This is a genomic window from Gracilibacillus xinjiangensis (assembly GCF_042651765.1).
Taxonomy (GTDB): domain Bacteria; phylum Bacillota; class Bacilli; order Bacillales; family Amphibacillaceae; genus Gracilibacillus; species Gracilibacillus xinjiangensis.
Window position 1 is genome coordinate 1 of sequence record NZ_JBHSDT010000003.1, and the last position, 21,650, is coordinate 21,650.

25 protein-coding genes, 11 tRNA genes and 1 rRNA gene are annotated in these 21,650 nt (G+C 37.6%); 4 read left to right on the forward strand and 33 right to left on the reverse strand.

Going from position 1 to position 21,650, the window contains the following annotated elements:
• The 13 genes from ACFOY7_RS02895 to ACFOY7_RS02955 all read right to left on the reverse strand — a co-directional run.
• Positions 1–546, reverse strand: a 16S ribosomal RNA gene (locus ACFOY7_RS02895); the annotation flags it as partial.
• 111 nt (positions 547–657) lie between these two features.
• A tRNA-Ile gene (locus ACFOY7_RS02900) sits at positions 658–734 on the reverse strand.
• A gap of 6 nt (positions 735–740) precedes the next feature.
• Positions 741–814: transfer RNA gene (locus ACFOY7_RS02905), tRNA-Gly, on the reverse strand.
• Between the two features lie 37 nt (positions 815–851).
• Positions 852–928, reverse strand: a tRNA-Pro gene (locus ACFOY7_RS02910).
• A gap of 3 nt (positions 929–931) precedes the next feature.
• A tRNA-Arg gene (locus ACFOY7_RS02915) sits at positions 932–1,008 on the reverse strand.
• A 73-nt stretch (positions 1,009–1,081) separates the two neighbouring features.
• Positions 1,082–1,165, reverse strand: a tRNA-Leu gene (locus ACFOY7_RS02920).
• A 119-nt stretch (positions 1,166–1,284) separates the two neighbouring features.
• Positions 1,285–1,357: transfer RNA gene (locus ACFOY7_RS02925), tRNA-Lys, on the reverse strand.
• A 109-nt stretch (positions 1,358–1,466) separates the two neighbouring features.
• Positions 1,467–1,541, reverse strand: a tRNA-Gln gene (locus ACFOY7_RS02930).
• 7 nt (positions 1,542–1,548) lie between these two features.
• Positions 1,549–1,625: transfer RNA gene (locus ACFOY7_RS02935), tRNA-Asp, on the reverse strand.
• A 12-nt stretch (positions 1,626–1,637) separates the two neighbouring features.
• Positions 1,638–1,712 (reverse strand) — tRNA-Glu (locus tag ACFOY7_RS02940).
• Between the two features lie 15 nt (positions 1,713–1,727).
• Positions 1,728–1,818 (reverse strand) — tRNA-Ser (locus ACFOY7_RS02945).
• 1 nt (position 1,819) lies between these two features.
• Positions 1,820–1,894: transfer RNA gene (locus ACFOY7_RS02950), tRNA-Asn, on the reverse strand.
• A gap of 181 nt (positions 1,895–2,075) precedes the next feature.
• Positions 2,076–2,531 carry a SprT family protein gene (locus ACFOY7_RS02955; RefSeq protein ID WP_390249224.1) on the reverse strand — a complete coding sequence of 152 codons (456 nt, stop codon included), beginning with the start codon at positions 2,529–2,531 and terminating at the stop codon, positions 2,076–2,078.
• A 76-nt stretch (positions 2,532–2,607) separates the two neighbouring features.
• On the opposite strand from ACFOY7_RS02955, the gene cmpA reads away from it, so the two are divergent.
• Positions 2,608–2,721, forward strand: coding sequence for a cortex morphogenetic protein CmpA (gene cmpA / locus ACFOY7_RS02960; protein WP_390249225.1), 114 nt, complete (start codon positions 2,608–2,610; stop codon positions 2,719–2,721).
• A gap of 39 nt (positions 2,722–2,760) precedes the next feature.
• On the opposite strand, the gene ACFOY7_RS02965 is transcribed toward cmpA, so the two are convergent.
• The 15 genes from ACFOY7_RS02965 to acpS form a co-directional block, all read right to left on the reverse strand.
• Positions 2,761–4,917 carry a Tex family protein gene (locus ACFOY7_RS02965; RefSeq protein WP_390249227.1) on the reverse strand — a complete coding sequence of 719 codons (2,157 nt, stop codon included), beginning with the start codon at positions 4,915–4,917 and terminating at the stop codon, positions 2,761–2,763.
• 75 nt (positions 4,918–4,992) lie between these two features.
• Positions 4,993–5,598, reverse strand: coding sequence for a SpoIIE family protein phosphatase (locus ACFOY7_RS02970; RefSeq protein WP_390249229.1), 606 nt, complete (start codon positions 5,596–5,598; stop codon positions 4,993–4,995).
• On the reverse strand, positions 5,598–6,389 hold the full coding sequence (gene sigB / locus ACFOY7_RS02975) for an RNA polymerase sigma factor SigB (protein ID WP_390249231.1): 792 nt from the start codon (positions 6,387–6,389) through the stop codon (positions 5,598–5,600). The genes ACFOY7_RS02970 and sigB overlap by 1 nt, the downstream gene beginning before the upstream one ends.
• The gene (rsbW, locus tag ACFOY7_RS02980) at positions 6,361–6,837 is read right to left on the reverse strand and encodes an anti-sigma B factor RsbW (protein WP_390249233.1); all 477 of its coding nucleotides are present in this window, start codon (positions 6,835–6,837) and stop codon (positions 6,361–6,363) included. The genes sigB and rsbW overlap by 29 nt, the downstream gene beginning before the upstream one ends.
• 1 nt (position 6,838) lies before the next feature.
• On the reverse strand, positions 6,839–7,168 hold the full coding sequence (locus ACFOY7_RS02985; protein WP_390249235.1) for an STAS domain-containing protein: 330 nt from the start codon (positions 7,166–7,168) through the stop codon (positions 6,839–6,841).
• A gap of 119 nt (positions 7,169–7,287) precedes the next feature.
• A complete protein-coding gene (locus ACFOY7_RS02990) occupies positions 7,288–8,292 on the reverse strand; it encodes a PP2C family protein-serine/threonine phosphatase (protein WP_390249237.1) in 1,005 nt (334 codons plus the stop codon).
• Positions 8,293–8,370: 78 nt separating this feature from the next.
• A complete protein-coding gene (locus ACFOY7_RS02995) occupies positions 8,371–8,778 on the reverse strand; it encodes an anti-sigma regulatory factor (protein WP_390249239.1) in 408 nt (135 codons plus the stop codon).
• 2 nt (positions 8,779–8,780) lie between these two features.
• Positions 8,781–9,137, reverse strand: a complete 357-nt coding sequence (locus ACFOY7_RS03000; protein WP_390249241.1) for an STAS domain-containing protein — start codon at positions 9,135–9,137, stop codon at positions 8,781–8,783.
• Positions 9,138–9,150: 13 nt separating this feature from the next.
• Positions 9,151–10,017, reverse strand: coding sequence for an RsbT co-antagonist protein RsbRA (locus tag ACFOY7_RS03005; RefSeq protein ID WP_390249243.1), 867 nt, complete (start codon positions 10,015–10,017; stop codon positions 9,151–9,153).
• A 290-nt stretch (positions 10,018–10,307) separates the two neighbouring features.
• Positions 10,308–10,658 carry a type II toxin-antitoxin system PemK/MazF family toxin gene (locus tag ACFOY7_RS03010; protein ID WP_390249245.1) on the reverse strand — a complete coding sequence of 117 codons (351 nt, stop codon included), beginning with the start codon at positions 10,656–10,658 and terminating at the stop codon, positions 10,308–10,310.
• Positions 10,659–10,661: 3 nt separating this feature from the next.
• Positions 10,662–10,946 (reverse strand): CopG family ribbon-helix-helix protein, encoded by a 285-nt coding sequence (locus ACFOY7_RS03015; RefSeq protein WP_089739879.1) that lies wholly within the window; start codon positions 10,944–10,946, stop codon positions 10,662–10,664.
• A 121-nt stretch (positions 10,947–11,067) separates the two neighbouring features.
• Positions 11,068–12,189, reverse strand: a complete 1,122-nt coding sequence (gene alr / locus ACFOY7_RS03020) for an alanine racemase (protein WP_390249247.1) — start codon at positions 12,187–12,189, stop codon at positions 11,068–11,070.
• 121 nt (positions 12,190–12,310) lie between these two features.
• Positions 12,311–13,327, reverse strand: coding sequence for a LolA family protein (locus ACFOY7_RS03025; protein ID WP_390249249.1), 1,017 nt, complete (start codon positions 13,325–13,327; stop codon positions 12,311–12,313).
• 52 nt (positions 13,328–13,379) lie between these two features.
• On the reverse strand, positions 13,380–14,900 hold the full coding sequence (locus ACFOY7_RS03030) for an NAD(P)H-hydrate dehydratase (protein ID WP_390249251.1): 1,521 nt from the start codon (positions 14,898–14,900) through the stop codon (positions 13,380–13,382).
• A gap of 48 nt (positions 14,901–14,948) precedes the next feature.
• Positions 14,949–15,314, reverse strand: a complete 366-nt coding sequence (gene acpS, locus ACFOY7_RS03035) for a holo-ACP synthase (protein ID WP_390249253.1) — start codon at positions 15,312–15,314, stop codon at positions 14,949–14,951.
• A gap of 141 nt (positions 15,315–15,455) precedes the next feature.
• Here acpS and ACFOY7_RS03040 point away from each other — a divergent pair, with 141 nt between their 5' ends.
• Both ACFOY7_RS03040 and ACFOY7_RS03045 read left to right on the forward strand, forming a co-directional pair.
• Positions 15,456–16,217, forward strand: coding sequence for a rhomboid family intramembrane serine protease (locus ACFOY7_RS03040; RefSeq protein ID WP_390249255.1), 762 nt, complete (start codon positions 15,456–15,458; stop codon positions 16,215–16,217).
• A 17-nt stretch (positions 16,218–16,234) separates the two neighbouring features.
• Positions 16,235–16,672, forward strand: coding sequence for a hypothetical protein (locus ACFOY7_RS03045; RefSeq protein WP_390249257.1), 438 nt, complete (start codon positions 16,235–16,237; stop codon positions 16,670–16,672).
• Between the two features lie 33 nt (positions 16,673–16,705).
• Here ACFOY7_RS03045 and ACFOY7_RS03050 read toward each other — a convergent pair whose 3' ends face one another.
• On the reverse strand, positions 16,706–18,169 hold the full coding sequence (locus tag ACFOY7_RS03050) for a degradosome RNA helicase CshA (protein WP_390249259.1): 1,464 nt from the start codon (positions 18,167–18,169) through the stop codon (positions 16,706–16,708).
• 533 nt (positions 18,170–18,702) lie between these two features.
• Here ACFOY7_RS03050 and ACFOY7_RS03055 point away from each other — a divergent pair.
• On the forward strand, positions 18,703–19,605 hold the full coding sequence (locus tag ACFOY7_RS03055; RefSeq protein WP_390249261.1) for a DMT family transporter: 903 nt from the start codon (positions 18,703–18,705) through the stop codon (positions 19,603–19,605).
• Here ACFOY7_RS03055 and ACFOY7_RS03060 read toward each other — a convergent pair.
• From ACFOY7_RS03060 to ACFOY7_RS03075, 4 genes are all read right to left on the reverse strand, one after another.
• Complete coding sequence (locus ACFOY7_RS03060) at positions 19,602–20,327, reverse strand: alpha/beta hydrolase (RefSeq protein ID WP_390249263.1); 726 nt, start codon at positions 20,325–20,327, stop codon at positions 19,602–19,604. The two genes, ACFOY7_RS03055 and ACFOY7_RS03060, sit on opposite strands and share 4 nt — an antisense overlap.
• A gap of 96 nt (positions 20,328–20,423) precedes the next feature.
• Positions 20,424–20,747, reverse strand: a complete 324-nt coding sequence (locus ACFOY7_RS03065; protein WP_390249265.1) for a YppG family protein — start codon at positions 20,745–20,747, stop codon at positions 20,424–20,426.
• Between the two features lie 73 nt (positions 20,748–20,820).
• Positions 20,821–21,060, reverse strand: a complete 240-nt coding sequence (locus ACFOY7_RS03070; RefSeq protein ID WP_390249267.1) for a thioredoxin domain-containing protein — start codon at positions 21,058–21,060, stop codon at positions 20,821–20,823.
• Between the two features lie 64 nt (positions 21,061–21,124).
• A complete protein-coding gene (locus ACFOY7_RS03075) occupies positions 21,125–21,595 on the reverse strand; it encodes a MarR family winged helix-turn-helix transcriptional regulator (protein WP_390249269.1) in 471 nt (156 codons plus the stop codon).
• Positions 21,596–21,650: the final 55 nt, after the last annotated feature.

Below are 21,650 nucleotides of genomic sequence, written 5' to 3' on the forward strand. Positions count from 1 at the left end.
GCTGCTGGCACGTAGTTAGCCGGGGCTTCCTCGATAGGTACCGTCAAGGTACCGCCCTGTTCGAACGGCACTTGTTCTTCCCTAACAACAGAACTTTACGATCCGAAAACCTTCTTCGTTCACGCGGCGTTGCTCCGTCAGACTTTCGTCCATTGCGGAAGATTCCCTACTGCTGCCTCCCGTAGGAGTCTGGGCCGTGTCTCAGTCCCAGTGTGGCCGATCACCCTCTCAGGTCGGCTATGCATCGTTGCCTTGGTGAGCCGTTACCTCACCAACTAGCTAATGCACCGCGGGCCCATCTGTAAGTGGTAGCCGAAGCCACCTTTCAACTTCTCCTCATGAGAGAAAAAGTGTTATCCGGTATTAGCCCCGGTTTCCCGGAGTTATCCCAGTCTTACAGGCAGGTTGCCCACGTGTTACTCACCCGTCCGCCGCTCGTTCCACAAACGTCCCTCCGAAGAGTTCTGTTTGCTTCCCGCGCTCGACTTGCATGTATTAGGCACGCCGCCAGCGTTCGTCCTGAGCCAAGATCAAACTCTCAATAAAATATGCACATGGAAGTGCCAATTTGATCTGCTCGCTTCTATAAGCTAGCTTGTTCTTACTTAAATTTCATACTGGTTGTTTTGTTCAGTTTTCAATGATCGATTGTATAAATGGTGGGCCTGAGTGGACTCGAACCACCGACCTCACGCTTATCAGGCGTGCGCTCTAACCAGCTGAGCTACAGGCCCATTTATTGGAGCGGGTGAAGGGAATCGAACCCTCGACATCAGCTTGGAAGGCTGAGGTTTTACCACTAAACTACACCCGCATTAAGAATGTAATATGCTTTTTTATGATGTGTCGACTGGTCGGGAAGACAGGATTTGAACCTGCGACCCCTTGGTCCCAAACCAAGTGCTCTACCAAGCTGAGCTACTTCCCGGTGTGGCGCGCCCGAGAGGAGTCGAACCCCTAACCTCTTGATCCGTAGTCAAACGCTCTATCCAATTGAGCTACGGGCGCTTTGTTGAAGCGACATATTCTAATATAACACAAAGCGCTCGGTTATGTCAACACTTTTTTATATTATTTTTTATGCGGTCGAGAGGACTTGAACCTCCACGGGATTAACTCCCACTAGGCCCTCAACCTAGCGCGTCTGCCATTCCGCCACGACCGCAAGATATCAGTAGAAGATATATGTCGAGTCATGGAGGGTAAGTAAATTTACCGCATACTATCATTTAAAATCAATAGAATAGGATAATGATAGTAATCATCCATCCATAACTTCATGGATGAGCCATGGAGGATTCGAACCTCCGACCCTCTGATTAAAAGTCAGATGCTCTACCAACTGAGCTAATGGCTCTTCTGCACGCATCTGCTTAATGATAATTTGTGAAATATCGATCAAACTATCTGAATAGTAAATTCGTCTACATTGACGAATTATTAGATCTTAACAAATGCAATAAAAATGGCTGGGCTAGCTGGATTCGAACCAACGCATGACGGAACCAAAAACCGTTGCCTTACCGCTTGGCTATAGCCCAACAAAGATGGCGGTCCGGACGGGACTCGAACCCGCGACCTCCTGCGTGACAGGCAGGCATTCTAACCAACTGAACTACCGGACCATATTATTTGATTGGTGACCCGTACGGGATTCGAACCCGTGTTACCGCCGTGAAAGGGCGGTGTCTTAACCGCTTGACCAACGGGCCATTATGAAAATACAATGGCGGAGAAGGAGGGATTTGAACCCTCGCGCCGCTTACACGACCTACACCCTTAGCAGGGGCGCCTCTTCAGCCACTTGAGTACTTCTCCATGGCTCCACAGGTAGGACTCGAACCTACGACCGATCGGTTAACAGCCGATTGCTCTACCACTGAGCTACTGTGGAATAAATGTAATAACTTTATCAGCGACGTTTAATATAATATAACATCCAAAACAAATTGTCAATGTGTTTTTCAAACTTTTTTAAATTTGTTTGGTGTAAATATTGTCTTCAAAAACGAAGCTAATATAACTTACCACATTTTTAATATTTAAGTCAATAGAATTCTATAAAATATATTAATTTATCTGTTAAGTGTCAGTTTTCCATGACATTTCCCGCATCTGTATCGCTTAAGGTCAATTTTTCTCTTCCTTCGATAAACATGCTTACAGTCAACACACTGGTAAACATGTTTATATTCCTTTCTCATCGATGGCAGTGAATTACAATATCTTGGTGAGCCTGTCCGCTTTAAGAGTTCTTTAAATTCTTTATCCCTATGTTTGAACCCTTTTCCTTCGATGTGTAAATGATAATGACACAGCTCATGTTTTATTATACCAATAAACTCATCTTCACCTAATTCAATCATATATTTAGGGTTCAATTCAATCAATCTTTTTGAAGGAAGATATCTTCCGCCTGTTGTTCGGAGTCTGCTGTTAAAAACGACTTTATCTTGATATGGTTTATGAAAGTATTCTTTAGATATACTATTAACGAGTGTATATAGCTCTTCTTGATCAGGTAAAACCAATTTATCACACCTTACTTATTTGATCATACTATAATAATAAAATCCATTATTGTCTTCAATCAACGGAGGGATTACTATGCCCACATGGCTTAAAAGACAACTTACTGGCGCTTTTTTGCATAAAAACAAGCAGCAAATTCGAGTACTTAATCAATGTTGGTTCTTTTACTGTAATCAACTTGAAGAATAGTGGCTTTCCGTTTATTTTCATCCGAAAAGCCACTTTTCATTATTCTTTAACCATCGTTAAAGCTATTCTTTGTTTTTGCTGGTCCACTTGATCTACCCAAACTGTTACAACATCCCCAACAGAAGCAATATCCATTGGATGTTTTACAAATCGATTGGACATTTTTGAAATATGAACAAGTCCATCTTGTTTCACACCTATATCTACAAACACACCAAAATCAACGACATTGCGCACAGTCCCTTGCAATTCCATACCTTCTTGCAAATCTTCCATAGAAAGGACACTTTTCTTTAATAATGGTTGAGGTAAATCATCCCGCGGATCACGATTCGGGCTAATTAATGCTTTTATTATATCCTCCAGGGTCGGTATACCTATATCCAATTTCTCGGCTAGCTTTACATCAACATGATGAAGAGCTGCTTTCAGTTGTTCTGTCCCCAGGTCTTGTGATGTAAACTTCAACTCATTTAATAAGCTTTTTGTTGCCACATAACTTTCAGGGTGAATTGGTGTCCGGTCTAACGGCTCTTCCCCATCTATCACTCGAAGGAATCCAATGCTTTGCTCATATGTTTTGTTGCCAAGACGCGGAATTTTCTTTAACGTTTTTCTACTGGATAGTTTCCCGTTCTCATCTCTATACTTGACAATATTATTAGCAACTGTCTTATTTAGCCCTGATACATATTGCAATAACGAAGCAGATGCTGTATTTACGTTAACGCCAACTTGGTTGACTGCAGTCTCGACAACAAATGATAATGATTCATTTAATTGCTTTTGGCTAACATCGTGCTGGTACTGTCCAACCCCAATTGATTTTGGATCAATTTTCACCAGTTCCGCTAATGGATCTTGTACTCTTCTCGCAATAGAAACTGCACTGCGTTCTTCCACCTGCAGGTCCGGGAACTCTTCTCTCGCAAGTTTCGATGCGGAATATACACTTGCACCAGCTTCATTAACGATGATATAGGCAACGTCTAACTTGTTTTTTTCAATTGTATTTGCAATAAATTGTTCTGTTTCTCTTGATGCTGTCCCATTACCAATCGCGATTAACTCAACTGGATAAACTGACAAAAACTTTAGAACCTTTGCTTCTGCACCTTCCACATCATTTTTTGGTGCTGTTGGATAAATAACATCAACTTGTTTGACCTTCCCTGTATCATCTACTACGGCTAACTTGCAGCCTGTTCTGAATGCAGGGTCGACACCAAGGACAAATTTCCCCTTTAGAGGTGGCTGTAATAGTAAATTTTTTAAGTTTTTAGAAAAAATATCAATTGCTTGCGCTTCAGCTTTTTCTGATAAACTGGAACGAACTTCCCTTTCTACAGATGGCTGTATTAATCGTTTAAAGCTATCTTCAATAGTTAATTGCAAAAATTCACGGATATCTGTTGAAACTCCGTCTAAAATAACTTGTTTTTGCAAATATGCCAGTATTACCTCTGTTGGAGCTTCAATGGAAACCTTTAATACTTCCTCCTTTTCCCCCCGGTTTAATGCTAAAACCCGATGGGACACAATCGAGCGAACTGGTTCACTGTAATTATAATACATTTCATATACTTTCTTCTCATCATGTTCCTCTTTTTTGACAGCGGATTTAATCATTCCTTTTTGGTGAAATTGCTCTCGAATTGCTTCACGATATCCAGGTTCGTCAGCTATCCATTCTGCAATTATATCTTGTACACCAGCTAAAACTTCGTCTATCGTATGTAATTCATGCTCTTCTGATAAATAATTTTCTGCATGTAATAATAACTTTACACCTGTTTGTTTAAAAATCTTTTCAGCTAATGGCTCTAACCCTTTTTCTTTCGCCACAGTCGCTCTTGTGCGCCGTTTTTGTTTAAACGGGCGGTAAAGGTCTTCTACTTTTTGCAGTTGTGCAGCTTGCTCGATTTCTTGTCTTAGATCAGGGGTTAGCTTACCCTGTTCTTCAATTAAACGGATAACTTCTGATTTCCGGTCAGCAAGAGCGTTCACATAATTCCATGTTTCTTGAATATCCTTAATCTGCACTTCATCCAGTGATCCTGTTTGTTCTTTACGATATCTGGCAATGAAAGGTACCGTATTACTCTCTTCTAGTAATTCAATAACACTTTTTACCGAGGATATCTTAATCTTCGCTTTTTCAGCAACTGATTTTATTAAAGATTGTTTATCTGGCACATTTAGTCCTCCTCTTTCTCATCTTCATTATTTTATCAAAACTATCCATATTCGTAAAAGAAACCTCCTGACTAATCAGGAGGTTTCTTTTCTATACTTCATTGCAATCAATGTTGTATCATCATCTAGTTTTTGCTGAAATAAATAGGAAAATGTATCTGTTATATGTCTTACTTCTTTGTGAAATAGATTTGGATTAGCTATTTCCTTCGATGTGACACCATCTGAAAACATTATAAAGATCATGTCTTGTTCAACTGTACCTGCCAATACCTTAAAAGGGCGATCATATCCACTCAGATAACCTGGCTGCGGTATATTCCTTTTTTTGAGTGATTCCGATGTTATAGTGATTAAGCCAATATTACCGATAGACGAATAAAAATATTTCTCATCTTCTAAATTAATTTGCAAAATCCCTAATACTACACCACGTTTCCCTATTAACTTCTGATTACATTTGTGCAGCAGTGATTTTATGGGCATATTACTATCTGCTTTAATTGTATCTACTACAATTTGAGAAGATTCTTTCGCATATTCTCCACTACCAAGTCCATCTGCTAACGCACAGATAAATGTACCATCTTCTTCGTGATAAAAATAACTATCGCCACAATAATAGTTTCCGCTTTTCGCTTTTTGAAAGACCGATACATCCACTAACTGACTATTTTGCATTAGCGCGTGGCCTCCATATTTTCTGCTTGTAATGCTTCGCGCAGCTTCTTCAATGCATGTCTTTGGATTCTTGATACATGCATCTGTGAAATCCCCAACAATTCGCCTGTTTCTTTCTGGCTTTTGTTTTCGAAATAAGTATATTGGAGAATTTGTTGCTCTCTCTCATTCAGGATTGGCAAAATCTTCTCAAGTAATAATTGTCTGTCAATATCTTCATAACCCTTCTCTTGATTACCGATAAGATCAAGAATGGATACTTCACTGCCATCAGAATCCGCTTCTAATTTACGGTCAACGGATAACGCATTATAGCTCTGGCTCATTTCCATTGTTTCAAGAACCTCTTCTTCGGAAACTCCTATATATTCTGCAATTTCCTTCACTGTTGGCGATTTTTGATTTTCTGTTGTTAAAACATCAATCGAATTTTTAATCTTTGGACCCAATTCTTTAATTCTTCTTGGCACATGGACACTCCATGTCTTGTCCCGAATAAATCTTTTAATTTCACCAATAATCGTAGGAATGGCAAATGATTCAAAGGATTTACCTATGTCTGGATCATACCTTCTGATCGCAGCTAACAAACCGAGCATGCCTACTTGCTCCAAATCTTCATAGATCATACTATTTTTCGCATATTTTCTTGCTAATGATTTAACAAGTTTCTCGTAGGTCAAGACGATTTTTTCTTGAATCTCTTTATCATCAGGATTTAATTGAAAATCTCTAATCCATTGGTAAATCTCATCCTCACGATCATGGTGTGGTTGAGATTTGGTCGTCATTGATATCCACCTCATTTTCACGGAGGTATTTGGTCATTAATACAATTACTCCATAATCATTTTTTATTTCTACTTTATCCATCAATGCTTCAATGAGAAAAAGTCCGAAGCCTCCTTCTCTTAGATTTTCGACAGACTGATTACTTTTATATGGGCCAATTTCTGATTTTATCCGCTTCAGATCAAAACTTTCCCCACGATCAGCAACCATTACTTCTAAACGATCTTCATAAAGCCCAAACCCAACTGTCACTTCCCCACCATCTCTATCTTCATAAGCATGGGTCGTTGCATTGGACATCGCCTCAGATATTGCTACTTTTAAGTCTTCAATATCTTCGTAGCTAAACCCCATACGGTTTGCTATTCCTGATGTACTCAACCTTACTACTCCTACATATTCAGCTTTTGCCGGCACTTTCATTTCGATGAAGTCAAAGGATTCCATTTTATTTCCCACCTCGTACAGTTGAATCAATATCCATAATATTTTCTAATCCCGTAATCTCAAACAGACGCCATACACGATCTTGTAAAGAAACTAACTTAAGCTTACTGTCATATTCTTTCGTAGCTTTCAATGCACTAATGAATACACCTAAGCCTGTACTATCCATGTAATTAACCTGTTCTAAGTCTACAAGTACTGTTACATTTTCTTTTTTAACTAATGGCAGTAGCGCTTCCTTTAACTTTGGTGCTGTATATGCATCAATCTCTCCTGCTAACTTCAATGATTGAGTCAGCCCTTGATCATTAATCTCAATGTTCAAATTCACCGTGCTATACCCCCTAATATAATCAATACAAAATTTCATAGAGTGTAACGTATACTTCGAAATATGAGCATAAATATAAGTCACTTAACACACTATACCCTTTTTAATTTACTGTAAACTCATTTTTTCAGGAAGATCAAGGTAAAATCATCCCTTAATTGAAAATCTTGTAACTTTTCAAAATGCCTATACACACGTTCAACCGCTTCTTGTGCAGGCAAGTGCATATAATTTCTAATCACTTGCAACACTTCATCGGGTTCGATAAATCGTTCACCAACTCGACATTCTGTTACCCCATCTGTCAATAATATAACAATATCATCTTTCTCCATTTGGATATCGAATTGTTCATAGGTGGTATCATTTGTTACACCGAGTACTAATCCGTTAGTTTTAATTTCAAAAAACTCGTCTTTCTTTGCACTATAATAAAAACCAGGCTCATGACCGGCAGAAGCAAATTGAAGTAAATTAGACTCCGCATGAAACAGGCCATAAAACATTGTAATGAACATGCTTGTATCCACGTTTCTTTCCACAACTCTGTTCAAATTTTCTAAAATCACTCTCGGATTCCGTTGGGTTTCCGGAAAACTATCTAAAGAATATTTTATCATAGACATCGCAAGCGCTGCAGGTATTCCTTTACCAATAACATCCGCGATCGCTATACCTAAATTCCCATTCTCATCTGTCACAAAATGGTAGTAATCTCCATTCATTATGTTTGCAGGTACACTTATTGCACCAATATCTAAGCCAACGATTTCAGGTTTGTGTGTTGACAATAATGTTTGTTGCATATTAGCAGCAACCGATATCTCAGACTCTAATTTCCCTTGTTTCTCCCTCAATGTCTGGAATTCCTGATAAGCCAGACCATATGAAATCATTGTTTCTAACAGAAAATTTAGCGAAGAATCAATTTCCTTTGGCAAGTCTGGATAAAGTTCCTTTAGTGATTGGATATGAATATTTATAATTTCTTCTGGTGATATATTATTTTGCATTGATAATTTACTAAATTGCTCAGCTTGATAAAGGGAAGATTCATCTTCTGTTGCAATATAACGTTCTAATAACTTTCGATAATTGTCCGAATTGAAACGAAAGGGTCCCATGTTAATTACCTCCTAGCTACACCTTGTTCTGCAATACTAGTTCCGTTTATATTTTTTAGGAAGCAAAACGAAAGTAACTTAATTCCGAACCCATTTGATTGCAGTGATTGTTGTTCCCTTGCCGTCTTCCGATTCAATATCAAAATTATCCATCAATCTTTTTACACCAGGAAGACCTGCGCCCAATCCTCCAGATGTAGAAAAGCCATCTTCCATGGCACTACTTATATCTGATATTCCTGGACCATCATCACTGGCAATAATTTTCAGGCCAATTTTATTCAGGTCGCCGACAATTTCATAAGTAATTGTGCCAGTCTCCGCATATAGATAAATATTTCTGGCTAATTCTGATATAGCAGTAGCAATTCTCGCTTGATCAACAGTTCCAAAACCCAGCTCTTTCGCTTTCTCTCGTCCCATTTGCCGCGCTCCAACGATGTCCCACTCTTTCTTTATTTGTACATTGGATTGAGTTTTCGACATAGTCACTCCTCCAATTCCAGGCGAAGTTTTATCAATCCTTGTTCTAGATCAAGCGCCGTCGGAACATTTTGCATATGAATACCTAAATCAATTAAAGTCATTGCAACAGCGGGTTGAATACCTGTTAAAACTACTTTCGCTCCCATTAAATCTGACATTGAAACGACATCGCCGAGCACCTTGGCAATAAAAGAATCTATAATATCTACAGAGGTTAGGTCTATAACCACGCCTGTTGCGCCACTTTTATGTATTTTGTTTAGTAAGTCTTCTTGAAATTCAATCGCAGTTTGGTCATCAAGATCAATTTGGATTGATACCAATAAATAATTATGCAACTTTAATATTGGTATTCTCATTCGAAGCACCTCCTTATTTTAATGAATCTAAAATACTTGTTATTTCCTTGTCTTTGTCGTTAGCTATCTCTATAACTTCTCTGTTTGTTATTTTCAGTGCAGTATTAAACCCTTTTCTTAACGAACTTTTCGTTGGGAATTTTCTTAGATCAATACCTAGATTAACGATAGTTTGAGCAATTTCCGGTCGAATCCCGACAAGAATACATGTTGCTCCAATTAATCTCACGGCTTCAGCTGCTTGAATAATATGGTGTGCAACCATGGTATCAACAACTGGGACTCCTGTAATATCGATTAATACAACTTCAGAGTTGTGTTTAATTACACCTTCCAGCAGGTTTTCCATAATTAATTTCGCTCGTTCTGTATCAATTGTTCCAATAAGAGGCATTATGGTTATATTTTCCATTACTGGAATTAAAGGTGCAGATAATTCTTGTAATGCAAGTCTTTGGAGGGAAACAGTATTTTCCCAGCTTCCTGTATATTCATTTACTAACTGATTAATAATTGGTTCTACCCAATCATCTACAACATTTAATATTCTTGATAAACTTTCTGAATCAATTTTTTCGGATTGACATAAAATAAAATCAATTGTCACGCGACGGAAGGTTTGTAATCCGTCTGTTATATAACTTAACGGCCATCCGAAATTGATTAATCTTTCCGAGAAATCAGTTAAAGCTGTTGTATTGCGTTGTCGATTAATACTAGAAAAGATTACATTAACAAATTCTCTATTGGTTGTCTGATATAACTCTTCAGAAACATTCGAAATATAGTCATCTTCCCTTTTCTTCGATATTTCTTCCAGCCAACTTTTAGAAATACTGTCACTATTCTCTACCACAATTCTACGTAAAGATTCTGGCATATTACTTACCTCCGCAAATTTATCAATTTTATTCAATAACTTAATTTTACATGATATTGTGACATTTTACGATTAATTTAGCCTAAATGAGTAATATTTACCTTATAATGACTTTCCTTAAAACTGCCGGGTTAGGGCAAAAGAATTAATTTCTCTTATAACGTGCACCATATTCTTTACTCTCAATTGTAAAAGAAATCACCCTTGTCTTTTGTCCGACAAGGGTGACCTCTTCTGTTTTATCCTGATTAACAGGTGATTTATAATTACTACTCAGAAGAAATAAAGCATTAGAACTCAGTTAAGCCTAAACTAATTTCTAATCCTTTATCAATCTTTTCCATCATCACACTATCCAGATGGGTTATTTTATCAGTCAGCCTTTGTTTATCAATCGTACGAATTTGCTCTAATAAAATAACTGAGTTCCGTTCAAAACCGTATTTTTTCGCATCAATTTCTACATGTGTCGGTAATTTTGCCTTTTGTATCTGCGCAGTAATAGCCGCAACAATAACAGTAGGGCTAAAGCGGTTACCAATATCATTTTGTAAAACCAAAACTGGTCTTACACCACCCTGTTCAGAACCGACAACAGGAGAAAGGTCGGCGAAATATACATCGCCTCTTTTTACAATCAAAACCTACACCCCACCGCTCACTAAGCGCTCAAGTGTAATTTCAGCCTCCTCTTCAGCTTGGAAAGCTTCTGAAGCAATGTTTAGATTAATTTTTGCCATTTCCATATAGCCTCTCTGCATCGACTCCTGAATATGGCGCTTTTTCTTTTCACGCAGGTAAGTTTTTGTTGCTTGACAAATAAAATCACTTAAATTACTATCTTCACTCTTCATCAAGCCATCCACCTCATTCAGCAGGTTTTTAGGTAATCTTACAGCAACTTCTTGTAAGTCTTCGGACAAAACCATACACCTCCACAAACATTGACAAGCCTAAAATATTAATCCACTAATATCATACCATTCCACGAAGGCATTGCAAAGGGATTTTCAACAAATTCATTAACTTTTTTACACTAGATTCATTATGTCACACTTCTCCAACATATATTCGTGGAACTCGCGAACTAATCATACATGCAATCTCATAGTTTATTGTATTCAATCTTTCAGCAAGCTCATCCATTTCAATTTCGCTTTCCCCTTGTGTCCCAATCAAAGTTACTTTATCCCCAACTCTTGCTTTTTTTGGCAAACGAACCATAAACTGATCCATGCATATACGTCCGATTATTTCACATCTGCACCCATTAATTAATACTTCTGCACCTTGCAACGCTCTCCTTATACCATCAGCATAACCCAAAGGTACTGTTCCTATCCACTCTTCTTTTTCCGCTATATATGTTGCACCATAACTTATTGTCGAACCCTTATCGACTTTTTTCACATGAACTAATCTGCTGTGCAGAGATAAGGCAGGTTTCAAGTCGATTGGCCTTTCATCTTTTACCACTTTAGATGGATATAAACCGTACATACTTACACCAAACCGTACATAGTCAAACATTTTCTCTGGAAAACGCATACTCGCTGCACTATTTCCTGTATGAAGGATTACTTTTTCACTCCAATTATCTCGGAAAACTTGCAGCAGCTCTTCAAAACAGTTAATCTGGTGCTCAAACAGTGCTGTTGATTCCTCGTCAGCAGTTGCAAAGTGCGTAAATATACCCTCTAAGTTAATTTTGTTATTCTTAAGCAATGGCAATACTTCTAATAATTCATCCTTCCCCCTAATTCCAATTCTTCCCATACCTGTATCCCATTTCAAATGAACAGTAACAGGGTTTGACAAGGGGAGTGAAATGACCTCTTCCAGCCATTCTTTTTGATAGCAGGTAACTGTTACTCCGTAATCAACTGCTACCATAACATACTCTGGCCGAACCCAGCCCATCACTAAAATCGGTGCTTCAATCCCTTTATTTCTAAGTGCAATTGCTTCATCTAAAGTCGCAACAGCAAGACGTTTGGCACCTGATTGTAATGCTGCATGTGCAACTTCTATATCTCCATGACCATATGCGTCGGCTTTAACAACTGCATATATTTCTGTTCCCGCACTTAGCCTTTTCCTTAATTGTTGTATATTATAAATAATATTCGCTAATTGAACTTCTACCCAAGAATCTCGATAAAACTTATCCATAAATCATCTAATTCCTCTCATATAATTGCTGTCTCCTTATTATACATCAAGGAAAATAAACAGTATAATGAGAAATATATCTAACAAAAAAAAGCAGACTCGCTATAAGTCTGCTTTGTTATTATTTTTCTGCTTGCGCATATATAGATGTGGCCACTTCAATTAACTCTTGTTTCGTTAATTGCTCACTAGCTAAATAATAATTCACACCATTATATTGCCACTCCAGTGAGGCTTCTGTCATTGCACCAACTGTAAAGCCTAAATCAACTAGTTCACCATTTACCATTTCAGGGGATTGTGTACTTGTTGGATATGTTGTCACTAATTCCTGAATAATCGTAAAATTCTTTTCCCCTTCATATGATAACATCACACGTTTCCCATTTTCTGTATCCATTTGATTCTCTTCAACTAACTCGGCACCTAATTGGTCAGCAGGATAATATACAGTTAGATCTTGGGGCAGATCTTCCTGGGCCATTACCGGTACCCCTAATACACTCGCAGTCATATTCTTTTCCATATTGAACGTATCATCAGGCAATTCTGGGTCAATTTCGAACGAGGCGTACTCTACCGTAACTAACGTATTTTTATCATGATCCATTACCTCTACTAATACTGGTGCATAAGACTTCTTGTCAAAGTATATTTTTTGATATGGCAAGTTACTATTGCTTTCATAACTTGTTTTCGTTTCAAACACATAATAGTTTTCTGTTTGTGTAAAAGTCGCTTCATTGTCATCAACCACATCTTTAATTAATGATTGTAATAAATATGGCTGACTGTTGTTAGCAGGCCACTCACTTTGAAACTTAAAGCTTTTATTTAAAGCAGGTGTTAGAACAAACACACCTTCATCATTGCGTAATATAATTTGACTATTACCTTCATCTTGTTCATTCTTCAACAAAACTCGGTAGAAGTCTTTTTTCTTATGTGCCACTTCGATGCGATACACTTGATCTTCTTTACCTGTTGATAATGTCATCACTGCTTGCGCTTGGTAAGTGTTCATCTTTTCAGCCATATTCTCTAGTTTGCTAACTACATCCTCTTTTGACTTTTCTCCACACGCTGCTAAAAGAATAACTAAACACAGTCCAATAATTAGGCTAATATATTTTTTCATCGCGACAACTCTCCTTTGTCTCAAGTAAGAGGACAAAGGGAACAATTACACGTCAGACCAATGTACGAAAAACATGCGATAGACCATCAATTACATCTGAAGCAAGCAAGTCAAATTCTGTATTTATTCCTGACTCCACCCTCATATCAGCAGATAAACCATGGATATAGCAGGCATTACATAAAGCTTCCAGCAAAGATTGCCGTTGCATGATCATCGCTAAAATAATCCCTGCTAATACATCACCACTGCCACCTTTAGCTAAACCAGCGTTTCCGGTATCATTTACTGTCTGTGTACCATCAGGACAAGTAATAATCGTAAACTTACCTTTTAAAACAACATATAGCTGATGTTTGCTAGCAAACTCTTTAGCTATCGAGAATGGTGAACGCTTAATTTGAGCCACTGTATAATCCGTAAGCATCGCCATTTCCCCATAATGTGGCGTAATAATTAGTGGATAATTTCTTTTAGACACTTTATTTAGTATTGGCTTCAAGTGATGCAGTCCGTCTGCATCTATAACCATTGGCATATCTAATTTTTCAATCAGTTGTTGGGTGAAGTTTGCTGTAACTTGTTCTCTTCCCATTCCCATGCCAATTGCCAATCCATCAAAGGCTGTGAAGAGATCTACATCGTTAGTTGTAATGATACCATCTCGATCCTCTAACACGTGATACATAGCTTCTGTACACGTACTGGCAATAACAGGGATATTGTCCTTTACTGTAGCGATTGTCACTAAACCTGCACCTGACTTTAATGCAGCCCTTGCAGTTAACGTCACAGAACCTGGCATTGTTTGTCCACCGCCAATTACTGCACCTCTGCCATGGGATCCTTTATGGGAAAAAGTATCTCTCTTCGGTAAAGTGGAAACAACCTCTTCCCTGCCCCACCTCTTAAGCGGAGAACGATTTAAGTAGGCTTGTTCCGGCATTCCGATCGGTACAACTTCCCAATCTCCGTAATATGGTGCACCCCATTCCGTAAAAAGACTTTGCTTAGGTGCTTCAATCACATAAGTAACATCTGCTTTGATCGCAATATCGAGATTAGTTCCTGCATTTGCCGGCAGACCGCTTGGAATATCTACAGAGATCACTTTCTGATCAGATTGGTTAATTACATCAATGAATGGTTTAATTGATGGACGAATGTCTCCTTTTACCCCAATACCCAGGATAGCATCAATAATAAAATGATAGTGTGGCAGATCTTTTCGTAATATTTCAACAGTTGTATCACTTTCAATCAGGCCTTGTTGATTAATAAATAATTGTTTATGATAGAGTGCATCTCCTGTCACCTTGTGATCTGGTACAAGTTGAAATACCTTTACTGTAAAGCCTGCTAGCAATAGATATCTTGCAATAACGAATCCATCACCACCATTATTGCCACTGCCTGCTACAACAGCTACAGATTGACGGCTTGCTTCTTGCTTTTTAATCCGCTCTGCAATGGCCTGTCCCGCATTTTCCATAAGGATTTTGCCATCTATCCCCCCATGTTCTATCGCATATTGATCGATTTCATACATTTCCTCCGCGGTTACGATGTACATCTTGTTCCCTCCTACCCGCACTAAAATATTATGAGACAACCTCTCTCATTATGCCGAATCTCCTTCAATTATTACTTGTGCTACCGCATATGCTTCACTATGTGATATGGAAACAAAAACCTTTTCCCCTTTGGCAGCACGGGATTGAATTGTCGGTGCACCATTCTCATCCCGCAAAATTTCTATATCTTGAAAACTTACTTTTCCAATTCCTGTTCCTAACGCTTTAGAAAAAGCCTCTTTTGCTGAAAATCTCCCAGCGAAGAACTCCATTTTCCTCCGTTCGGCTGTTAAGTTTTCATAAAGTTCTTTTTCATCAGCTGTTAAAACTCTATCGACTATATTTGGTTGTCTTATTAAAATCTGTTTCACTCTCTCCATTTCAACAATATCTATCCCAATACCTCTTATCATTGTTATACCCTCTTTAAAGTTGTTTCCTTCAGTATAGCTTAACGTTTTTTTTATGAGAAGAAATACGCTGTATAACACTATATATACCAATCGATATTATGTTAATATAGAGCTACCTATAATCGAAGAAGGATGTGTTCTATGTTTATCCGGACAGAGAGTTTCAAAGATTTCCTTAGGTTCTACCCAGTTACATCGATAATTGTCGGACTTCAAATAGGGATATGGCTAATTAGCGTACTGTTCTCCCCATTGGGAAACTTTATTTACCAGTATGGTACGGGCGTACACTATTTTATATTGCAAGGTGAATATTGGCGTCTTTTCACATCTGTCTTCTTACATTCTGGTGCAGGGCATATTCTATTTAATTCATTTTCTACTGTCTTATTCGCTCCCGCACTTGAACAAATGTTAGGGAAATGGAAGTTTTTACTTACTTATCTATTCACAGGGGTTGTTGCTAATATTTTAACATTATTTGCAATTCCGGATTTATCCTATGCTTATGTTGGGGCTTCTGGAGCAATTTATGGATTGTTTGGTTTGTATCTTTTTATGGTTATCTTTGAGAAGAAGTTAATTGACCCAGGCAGCGCAAGATTGATCACAATTATTATTATCATTGGTCTTGTCATGACCTTTATTAATTCCAATATTAATATTACCGGACATTTATTCGGCTTTATTGCCGGTTTAGCACTAGGCCCGATTATTTTGCGTAATGTCAAACCTTTCTCGCCCTATAGAAACAAAAGAAGTCCCAGGCCGGAAGGAGATATCGGTTTCGATCCAAATCGCTGGAATAAGAAAAGATATCGCTATAAAAAATATCTCAAACCAATCATTACTATTATTTTCATCATTTTAGTTATTTTAGGGATTATTTCCTCACTCTTTTAACAACTTAGGAGGTTATTATGTTATCAGTTTGGTCTTTTACCATTGCTGCGATCATTGCGGGAATTGGAATTTTAATTAATTTCAAAAATTTAATGAGAAAAATAATTCAGAGAATTGAGCAAGATGACTTTGATTTACAAGGTGTACAGAAAGACCAATCAAGGTATTTTCTATTTGTTGCACTGATTGAAGTGATTCCTATCCTTCTCATTGTTTTAGGCTTTGTAACAATGGAAGACAGTAGATTAACATTTGGTGGTAAACTCATACCAATAATGATTATTATTGGTATTCTAATTTTTGCTATTGCCCAAATATGGTCAGTCAATCAAGAAGTACCGAAAGAAAAAGTATCAGATACTGAAAAGAATTGGATCAGAACAACAGCATTCATAGGCTTTGCAACCATTTATGCAATTCCATTCCTTTCTATCATTGGTATCATCATAATATAAAAAAAATAACCGGGATAAATATCCCGGTTATTTTTAACGTCCTTGATTATTATTTGATCGCTTGTTTTGGAATTTACGATTGCGGCCGCCTTGTTTGCCTTTGCGTCCATTAAACCCGCCACGTTTGTTATCATTTCTAAAGTTTTTTCCGCCCTTGTTCTTCGTTGCTTGTTTTACACTAACAGGCTGAACAGAACTTAACGTTACAGGAGTTTGGCGACGTTCTTTCGTCAACATTTTTAATGCAGCTGATACAATCGTAACTGAATCATACTCTTCTAATAATTCGTTTGCCGTTTCACGATAGTCGGCTAAATCTTTTTTCTCAATTGTTCTGATTAATTTCTGTACAGTCAATTGTTGTTGTCCGCGTTTTGCTTCATCAAAACTTGGCGGTGTCATACGTTTCATTTTACTCTTCGTTACTTTTTCAATTAAGTGTAAGTGAGGTGTCTCTCTTGGTGTTATGAATGAAATAGCTTCACCCATTTTACCAGCACGACCTGTACGTCCAATTCGGTGGACATAACTCTCTGGATCTTGCGGGATATCAAAATTGTATACATGTGTTACACCAGAAATATCTAAACCACGTGCAGCTACATCTGTTGCGACAAGAATCTCAATACGGCCAAATTTAAATTTATTCAGGACAGAAGATCGTTTCCCTTGCGTTAAATCACCGTGAATACCTTCTGCTCTGAAACCACGCGCTTGAAGCCCTTCAGTTAGTTCATCAACACGTTTTTTTGTACGGCCAAAAATAATAGCTAATTCTGGTACATGTACATCCAGAAGGTTTGTAAGTGTATCAAACTTTTGCTTTTCATGTACTTCAATGAAATACTGATCAATATTTGACACTGTCATCTCTTTCGATTTCACTTTAACTTCTTCTGGATCTTTCATTAATGTTGCTGCGATATTACGGATTTCTTTTGGCATTGTTGCAGAGAATAACAAGGTTTGTCGTTCATCCGGAATCGCCTTAAGGATATCACGAATGTCATCAATGAATCCCATGTTCAACATTTCATCTGCTTCATCAAGGACAGCAATCTTCACATCATCCACACGAATCGTGCGGCGACGCAAATGATCCAATAAACGTCCAGGTGTTGCCACAACAATATGCGGGCGGTCTTTCAATGCTCTGATTTGACGTTCCATATGTTGTCCACCATAGACAGGCAGTGTTTTTACACCTTTAATTTTACCTAGTTTGTGCAATTCTTCTGATACTTGAATTGCCAGTTCCCTAGTTGGTGCGACAACTAACCCTTGAATTTTACGCTCATTCTGATCAACTTGCTCCAGCATTGGGATTCCAAATGCTGCTGTTTTCCCTGTCCCTGTTTGCGCTTGTCCAATGACATCTTTCCCTTGAATACCTAATGGGATTGTTTGAGCTTGGATTGGTGTAGCCTCTTCAAACCCCATTTTTTCTAATGCTTTCATGATTGACGCTGAAATACCTAATTCGTTAAAATTTGTCACTATTTTGTTCTACTCCTTTTTTTCTTAAAATCTCATCTAATATCATTTTTCTTCATTATCATTAGTTTACCCATTTATTCATTGATCCTATCGGAAAATACAAAGGTTTTTAAGGAAGAAAATAAATTGTCAAAATCATCCTAATTTATTAGTAAATTTTTACACTATCATAAAGTATTAGTTAAATTGGAAGATAGTATAAGCAAAACTAAGGCTTACTGCTATGGACTTGCCGACAAGCCAAGTTTTCTATCAGAAGTTCTCACTATGTGGCGAATTTGTGAAAGTTATTGTGTTTATAACACAATTATATGGGATGTTGCAATGAAAAAAGCCTTCCTCCACATTCATTTGGAAGAGGCTTATAAATGACCAATCAATGGATTATTATATCATATCACACTCTTCTGTTTAATTCTATATAAATTTTTCCTCATTTTCAAATATTAAAAAGTGATAATGGAATATTTTTTTGTATTTTCCATAAATACTGTATACTAAAAAAAAGGAATGCATTGACGGGCGGTGAAAAAGTGAAAAGTAATCGAATGTTTCCATATTTAGCTATCACCATTGGCGTTATTGCAGTATCATCTGCTGCAATCTTTGTAAAAATGGCTGGTGATGTACCTGCTGCAATTATTGCCAATTATCGCTTACTTTTTGCAGCAATACTCATGCTCCCATTTGTATATATAAAAAAAGCGGAGCTGAGAAGTCTAGATAAGCGAGACTGGGGCATGACAATCCTGGCAGGCATTAGTATAGCTATCCATTTTATTATTTGGTTCGAATCATTAAATTATACTTCTGTCGCTAGTTCTGTTGTTTTAGTTACATTACAGCCTGTGTTCGCTTTCATTGGAACATCCATATTTTTCAAAGAGAAATTTGCTCCAGGAACAATTATCAGTATGTTTATCGCAATCTTCGGCAGTATTATTATTGCATGGGGAGACTTCCAGATTGCGGGTGAAGCATTGTATGGTGATATACTCGCATTGGTCGCCGCTGTATTCATAACTATTTACTTCCTTTTAGGGCAGAGTGTTAGAAAAAAGGTGTCCATGGTTACTTACACATGTGTTTCCTACTTAAGCGGAAGTATTGTCCTTATCATATACAATATGATTGCAGGGAATTCCTATATTAATTATAGCAGTGACGAATGGCTAATTTTCCTTTCTATTGCGGTTATACCTACATTACTAGGTCTGAACTTATTAAATTGGGCGTTAAAATGGGTTAGCACGTCTATTATATCCATGGGTATTGTGTTTGAACCTGTCGGTGCAGCAATGCTTGCATATTTTATTCTTGGAGAAAAGGTTTCATGGGTACAATGGCTTGGCGGAATGATTGTAGTATTTGGGCTTTTATTGTTTATTGCTAGTACTAGAAGAAAGAGAAGAATGAAAGTAACGATAACGCCTTAGCCATTATTGGCTAAGGCGTTATGAGTGTCATCGACTAAAAATTTATACACAGCATTGATCACGATTTCTTTATCTTCCCCTAAACATATTAAATGTTTGGAATCATGGAAATAGATAATCTGTGCGTCACCAGGTATTTCCTTATCTAAATAATGAACCGTTTTATATGGAACCATGCCATCTTGGATCCCTTGTGCGATAAAAACCGGGCAGTTGATCTCTTTCAAATATGGTTTAGTGAATTTCATGCATTTTAGGAATTCTCTGGTTGCTCGAACAGGTACTGATCCGTATTTCCCCATATAATGCAGATAGAGAGGATCTGTTTTTAACTTTCTAGTCAGAGCTTTCCGGCCAAAATTTAGCAGATCAAGTGTCATTCTGGGTACACTTATGTATCTCCTGGATGTAGATAATAATACTAACTTTTCACAACCATACTTCGCCGCTAAATAAGCAGATATCATACCACCCATTGAGAAACCAATGATATAAATCTGGTCATGTCTTTTTTGTAAATCTGTGTATGCTTCTTCACATTCATTAATCCAATCCTTATACGTAACTGTAGATAAATCTAAATCACGGCCCGCTCCTAAACCATGACCCGGCAGTTTAGGTGTGACAATTTCCCAGTCTGTAACGTCCCCTAAGTATTCTGCTAATGGCAATACTTCATAAGGCCCGCCAGTGAAGCCATGGATTACCAGGCATCCAGACATTGCATCTCCTCCCTCGCTAGAGATAGTTTACCCTGTTTACATCACGTTTACTCCACAGAAATATCCTTGTCATTAAAGACAAGGATAACTAACCTTTTAAGCTTTAAAAGACTTCACTATATTGCTGACATTTTTAAATAATGGTGATACTTGCTGATAAGTTGCCGCTAATTGATTAACAGTATGAAAGACTTTGTCATAATCCATTTCGCCGTCTTTTGTTTGAAAATAGCTTAATATTGAATTTGCTTGTTTGCCAAATGGTGGTTTCATTGTTTGATTCGATTGATAATAAGGTAACGGCAGGTTAGGCTTTTGATAATATTGAAATGGTGTCATCGGAATTTGCTTTGGCGGATACGGTTTTTGCATGTCGTAATATTGGTTTGGCTGCCTCCCTTGGGTGTTCCAGTTATGCATACATATCCCCTCCATTTCTATGCACAAGTTTATCTACTATAGGCTATGCAATGAAAGAGGAGTATGTGCTGGTTTATAACCCTAAAACATGGATTAGCTGGTCTTCCTGATAGCCTAATACCCACTTCCCGTAATTGGTTTTAACAACAGGGGTCACGTATACATTCTCTTTTTGTATCTCTTTTAAAAATGATTTATTTCTAGATGTATTTTTGGAAATATATTTAACATTTCTTTTCTCCAAGAAATGAATAACATCTTCACATTCTTTACAATGATCACTAATATACACTTGCACTTCTGGTCGATTCATTGGTGTCCCTCCTAGTGGCAATTCTACCTACTAAGATCTACCCATATTCCAAAAGAATAAAACATCATTTTTTATTTGATAATTCACTTGCATATAACCCTAGCTTTTTCAGTAATTCAATCGCCGTTTTTTTCTCATCTTCCGTTAATCCTGCTGTAATTGCCTCAATTTGCTTCCAGTGCTCAGGAAAAATTTCATTTAATAATTTTTCCCCTTCTTTTGTAATGGAAGCGAACGTAATACGGCGATCTTTGTCATACGGTGTCCTTTTGACATAACCCTTCTTTTCTAATTTATCAACAACATAAGTAATACTTCCGCTTGCTAACAAGATTTTATTCCCAATTTTTTGTAATGGTTGTTCTCCTTGATGATACAATAACTCTAAAACACCAAAATCTGTCGTATTAAGTCCATAACTTCTTATATCATCTGCTACTTGATCAACTACTGCTCGATAAGCTTTCGATAAAACAACAAACAATTTAAGAGAAGGGTCTTGTTTTTTCTTTGAGTATAGCTCTCGATCGTCCATCCCTTTCATCCTCTCTACTTTATCTCTATGCACGTATTATAGGGAATCTATATGG

Coding starts and splice junctions, on each gene's coding strand:
- cmpA (WP_390249225.1), top strand. CDS start 2,608: ATGCCCACATGGCTTAAAAGACAACTTACTGGCGCTTTTTTGCATAAA.
- ACFOY7_RS02970 (WP_390249229.1), bottom strand. CDS start 5,598: ATGCAAAATAGTCAGTTAGTGGATGTATCGGTCTTTCAAAAAGCGAAA.
- sigB (WP_390249231.1), bottom strand. CDS start 6,389: ATGACGACCAAATCTCAACCACACCATGATCGTGAGGATGAGATTTAC.
- rsbW (WP_390249233.1), bottom strand. CDS start 6,837: ATGGAATCCTTTGACTTCATCGAAATGAAAGTGCCGGCAAAAGCTGAA.
- ACFOY7_RS02990 (WP_390249237.1), bottom strand. CDS start 8,292: ATGGGACCCTTTCGTTTCAATTCGGACAATTATCGAAAGTTATTAGAA.
- ACFOY7_RS02995 (WP_390249239.1), bottom strand. CDS start 8,778: ATGTCGAAAACTCAATCCAATGTACAAATAAAGAAAGAGTGGGACATC.
- ACFOY7_RS03000 (WP_390249241.1), bottom strand. CDS start 9,137: ATGAGAATACCAATATTAAAGTTGCATAATTATTTATTGGTATCAATC.
- ACFOY7_RS03005 (WP_390249243.1), bottom strand. CDS start 10,017: ATGCCAGAATCTTTACGTAGAATTGTGGTAGAGAATAGTGACAGTATT.
- ACFOY7_RS03015 (WP_089739879.1), bottom strand. CDS start 10,946: ATGGTTTTGTCCGAAGACTTACAAGAAGTTGCTGTAAGATTACCTAAA.
- alr (WP_390249247.1), bottom strand. CDS start 12,189: ATGGATAAGTTTTATCGAGATTCTTGGGTAGAAGTTCAATTAGCGAAT.
- ACFOY7_RS03025 (WP_390249249.1), bottom strand. CDS start 13,327: ATGAAAAAATATATTAGCCTAATTATTGGACTGTGTTTAGTTATTCTT.
- ACFOY7_RS03030 (WP_390249251.1), bottom strand. CDS start 14,900: ATGTACATCGTAACCGCGGAGGAAATGTATGAAATCGATCAATATGCG.
- acpS (WP_390249253.1), bottom strand. CDS start 15,314: ATGATAAGAGGTATTGGGATAGATATTGTTGAAATGGAGAGAGTGAAA.
- ACFOY7_RS03040 (WP_390249255.1), top strand. CDS start 15,456: ATGTTTATCCGGACAGAGAGTTTCAAAGATTTCCTTAGGTTCTACCCA.
- ACFOY7_RS03045 (WP_390249257.1), top strand. CDS start 16,235: ATGTTATCAGTTTGGTCTTTTACCATTGCTGCGATCATTGCGGGAATT.
- ACFOY7_RS03060 (WP_390249263.1), bottom strand. CDS start 20,327: ATGTCTGGATGCCTGGTAATCCATGGCTTCACTGGCGGGCCTTATGAA.
- ACFOY7_RS03065 (WP_390249265.1), bottom strand. CDS start 20,747: ATGCATAACTGGAACACCCAAGGGAGGCAGCCAAACCAATATTACGAC.
- ACFOY7_RS03070 (WP_390249267.1), bottom strand. CDS start 21,060: ATGAATCGACCAGAAGTGCAAGTGTATATTAGTGATCATTGTAAAGAA.
- ACFOY7_RS03075 (WP_390249269.1), bottom strand. CDS start 21,595: ATGGACGATCGAGAGCTATACTCAAAGAAAAAACAAGACCCTTCTCTT.